The sequence below is a fragment of the Deltaproteobacteria bacterium genome (assembly GCA_016234845.1).
In the GTDB taxonomy this organism is placed as follows: domain Bacteria; phylum Desulfobacterota; class Deferrimicrobia; order Deferrimicrobiales; family Deferrimicrobiaceae; genus JACRNP01.
In genome coordinates this window covers 1-3,935 of sequence record JACRNP010000189.1, presented here as the reverse complement: position 1 = coordinate 3,935, position 3,935 = coordinate 1, and the positions used below count along the sequence as shown (strand labels likewise).

5 protein-coding genes are annotated in these 3,935 nt (G+C 69.4%); 1 reads left to right on the top strand and 4 read right to left on the bottom strand.

Features of this window, described 5'->3' with window-relative positions:
• From HZB86_11920 to HZB86_11905, 4 genes are all read right to left on the bottom strand, one after another.
• Window positions 1-164: hypothetical protein (locus tag HZB86_11920; protein ID MBI5906230.1), on the bottom strand; the 164-nt coding region annotated here is incomplete at its 3' end.
• Window positions 161-1,411 (bottom strand): U32 family peptidase, encoded by a 1,251-nt coding sequence (locus HZB86_11915; GenBank protein MBI5906229.1) that lies wholly within the window; start codon window positions 1,409-1,411, stop codon window positions 161-163. The genes HZB86_11915 and HZB86_11920, both read right to left, overlap by 4 nt.
• A gap of 40 nt (window positions 1,412-1,451) precedes the next feature.
• Window positions 1,452-2,600, bottom strand: coding sequence for a type III polyketide synthase (locus HZB86_11910; protein ID MBI5906228.1), 1,149 nt, complete (start codon window positions 2,598-2,600; stop codon window positions 1,452-1,454).
• Complete coding sequence (locus HZB86_11905; protein ID MBI5906227.1) at window positions 2,597-3,184, bottom strand: YceI family protein; 588 nt, start codon at window positions 3,182-3,184, stop codon at window positions 2,597-2,599. Before HZB86_11905 ends, HZB86_11910 begins: the two co-directional genes overlap by 4 nt.
• 74 nt (window positions 3,185-3,258) lie before the next feature.
• Here HZB86_11905 and HZB86_11900 point away from each other — a divergent pair.
• Window positions 3,259-3,935: hypothetical protein (locus HZB86_11900; protein ID MBI5906226.1), on the top strand; the 677-nt coding region annotated here is incomplete at its 3' end.

Sequence of the window (3,935 nt, the reverse complement as noted above, 5' to 3'; positions counted from 1 at the left end):
GATACGAGGGCGCGCTTCCAGGCGGCGTCCCGGCCGAGCGACATGGCCCGGGTGGCGAGATCGTACCGCGACGCGGCTTCCGCGAAGTGGAGCTCGTTGAAGCGGCGCTTCCGCTCCGGGGTCCCGACGTGCTCCCGCGCCTTGAGGGCGAAACGCCCCCTCATCCCGCCTTCCTCCTCTTCCCCGGCAGGTACCGCCACATATCCCCACCGTCCAGGGCGCGGAAGAGCTCCTCATACGCCGCCAGCGCCTTCGACCGCTGCTCCTCGTCGACGCGCACCGCCGCCTCCGCGAACCGGTGGCACCAGCGGCACTCCTCGCAATTTTCGTCGCGGCACCCCTTTTCCCGGAACCGCTCGATGAAGCCGTCCAGCGCCCGGTTGTCCACGTGCACGGCCGGCGGCCCCTCCACCGGGCGGGTCATGTGGCGCAGCTCCGCCAGGCGCTTGAGGAGCATCAAGCGCGCGGGATTCACCAGGCGCGGCCGGAGCAGGTAGCGGAGCATCCACCCGATCCCTTTCCGGTAATACCGGTCGTCCCCGTCGGCGCCCCGGAAAGCGTACGGCTGGACCAGGTCGAGGAGGTTGCCGTCGTACCGGCGCTCCGCGTACGCCCGGACGCGGGAGAGCATCACCGGGGTGGGGAGGTCCCGCTCCGCCACCTTGAACCGGTCGTACCCCATCTCCTCGTACAGCGACAGGTCCTCCGGGCGGATCCACTCGGAGCGGACGTAGTTCACCGGCTCGCGCAGCTTCATCTCCGTGCACCGGAGGAAGCACCAGTCGATGAGGAAACCGCGATTTTCGTGCCACGACTGTCCGGCGTGGGCCAGCGCGTTCATGTGGGAGGGGGAGAGGGCGCAGGACGACAGGCAGCTGTTGTTGGCCAGAAGCTCCAGGTCGCACGCGACCGCCTTGCGGATCCGGGAGAGCGTGGCGAATTCGCGGTTGACGAGGAGGCTGTCGAGGACGATGCAGTCCGCCCCCATCTCCTCCCACATCTGCGCCTTGCGGACCCGGTCCACGCCGCCGAAGACCGAGACGCGGACCTTGAGCGACGGGAAGCGGCTCTTCACCAGCCGGAGGAGAAGCGGGGAGGCGACGGTGACCGACTCGACGCCGATGTCCGTGAGCCACCCGCAAAGTTCGTCGATCCCGGCCTGCCCCGCGCGGGTGATCTCCCGGTTCCCCATGCACGCGGCGTTCAGGAGATAGTTGAAGCCGATTCCCTCCGCACGTGCGTCCCGTACGTGCGCCGCGAGCTCCTTCCGGGACACCGGCGCCAGCTGGTAGGAGGCCCGGCCTCCGCCCACGGCGTCCTCCCGGAGCTTCCCGAACAGCTCCACGACCGGGTACCCCCGAAGGGCGGCGATCAGGCCCGGGTCGAAATTCGTGGCGACGCTCAATCGCATGGTGGGATTCCGGGATCGATCCCGGCCCGCGGCCGTGGGATCAGACGATCGCCCCGGCGACGGGAACGCCGGCGGCGGTGGCGGCGGGGAGGGTGGACAGCGTGGCCATTTCGACGGTCAGCCCGGGGCCGAACGCGATCGCGCAGATCCTGCCTTCCGGACCGCCCGCCCGCCGCCGGAGGATCTCCTCGAGGACGAAGAGGACCGTCGCGCTGCTCATGTTGCCGCACCGGCGCAGCACCTCGCGGGACGGCTCCACCTGGCCGGGCGATAGCCCGAGGCTCCTCTGCACCTGGTCGACGATCGATTTCCCGCCCGGGTGGACCGCCCAGAGGTCGATGTCGGGGAGGGCGAGCCCCGCGCCTCCGAGGGCCGGTTCCACCAGGCCGCGGATGTTCCCGCCGATGATCTTCGGCACGTAGGAGGAGAGCGCGATGTCGAACCCCCGGTCCCCGATCTTCCAGGTCATGTCCTGCTCCCCCGCGGGGACGAGCGCGGACCGGAACTCCCCGATCCGCAGCGAAGGCGCCCCCGGCGAAGGCGGACGGGCGGAAACGATCGCGGCGCCGGCGCCGTCGGCGAACAGGGAGTTCGCCAGCAGGTTGTCCTCCGAACCGGTGAGCTGGAGGTGGAGCGTGCACAGCTCGACGCACATCACGAGGACGACGGCGGATGGGTCCGCGGCGCAGAACTGGGCCGCCATCCGCAGCGCGGGGAAGGCCGCGTAGCACCCCATGAACCCGAGGTGGTACCGCTGCGTCGCGTCGGACATCCCCAGTTCCCGGACGATGTGGTAGTCGGGCCCGGGGTTGTAGAAGCCGGTGCACGAAACGGTGACGACGTGGGTCACGTCGCCGGGGCCGATCCCCGGGCAGTTCGCGACGACCTTCCGCGCCAGCCGCACGGAGATCTCCCGGGATTCTGCGGCGAAGATGTCGTTCCGCGCCGCGGTTCCCGGTCCGCGCAGCACCCCGTCGGCACCCCGCCGGAAGAAGGCGTCCTCCCCTTCCCCGTCGAAGTTCCGCAACACGGAGTGCCGCCGCTCGATGCCCGAGTTGCGGTACACGGCGCGGACGAGCCGCCGCTCCCGGTCGCTTCCGGCCCACTCCTGCATCTTCGCCATCGCCTCCTCCTGGGCGAAGGAGAAGTCCGGAAGCAGGGTGTCGATCCGTTGGATCCAGGCGGTCACCTGTGCGCTCCCCGAACGGTCAGGGCGACTGTCCCCTTCACGACGATCCGGTCGCCCACGCGGATGAAGCCGAGCACGGAGGGAGGTTTCAGGCCGAACTCCTTGAGTGACAAGGGGAATTCTACGTCGAAGGAGATCCGGTCCCCCTCTTCCCGCCAGTTGCCGGCCTCCGCGCGGACCTTCCGTTCCACGTCGCGGATGACCAGCGTCGCCTCGATGGGCGTCTTCCCGCCGGAATCCTTCCGCATCCGATCGCGGAACGTCTCCGCGTCCACGTCCCGTCCCACGGCCCGGATCACCGGGTACCGGTCGGCCTGGAACATCTCTCGCATCTTCACGTCCCGGGAGGCGTTCCCGGTCCTAATCTCCGACACGGGGAACAGCACCTCCACGATAGGGATGGATCGCCTCCCCGCCGCGTCCATCGAAAGCGGCGCCGTGAAGGGGCGGGAGCGGGCGGTGCCGGTGAAGTCGTGAAGGGTGGAAGTGGCCAGGAACCGGACGTCGCAGTTTCCCTGGATATCGTCGGCGAAGGCGGGACCCGCCAGCATCGCCACCAGGAGGAACGCGATTCGGCATCTCACGGTGGACCGCTCCTTCCGCGCGTTCCCGGCGGTCGGGGCGGCACGCGTCGGGAGACTTCACATACAATGATACCATGGACATGACGACCGCCTGGGTGCCCCCGATGGTGGCGGCGCAGCGTCTCATCGAGCTCTGGCTGTCCGCCCGGAACCGGCGGCGGCTCCTCTCCCGCGGCGGGGTGGAGTTCCGCCCGGAGACATACCGCACGATGGTCGTCCTCCACGCGCTGTTTCTGGCTTCGCTGACGCTCGAATCGCACCCGTGGGCCGTCCCCCGGGATCCCCTCACGTGGGGATGCATGGCCGCCCTCGCGGCGGTCACGATCCTGCGGTACTGGGCGATCGCCGCTCTCGGGGAGTTCTGGAACACGAGGGTCATCGTCGTCCCGGGCGCCCGGGTCGTCCGGTCCGGTCCGTACCGGTTCCTCCGCCACCCGAACTACCTGGCCATCGTGCTCGAATTCCTGATCCTCCCGGCGCTGATGCGCGCACCCGCCACCCTCGTGCTGTTCTCCGCCGCCAACCTGGCGGTGCTGCGCCAGCGGATCCGGATCGAGGAAGGCGCGCTGCGCGGGTGCGCGGATTCCGCGGACCGGTTCGGGGCTCCATTCGTGTCGCGGAATCCGGAGAACGGGTATAATGGCCCCATCGAGGCGGGAAAACACCGCCGGGAGGGATCGAGCATGGTCGGAACGCCCAGGAAATCGGCCGAAAGCGAAGAGGAGTATTTCGCCCGTCTGGAGTTCGAGCG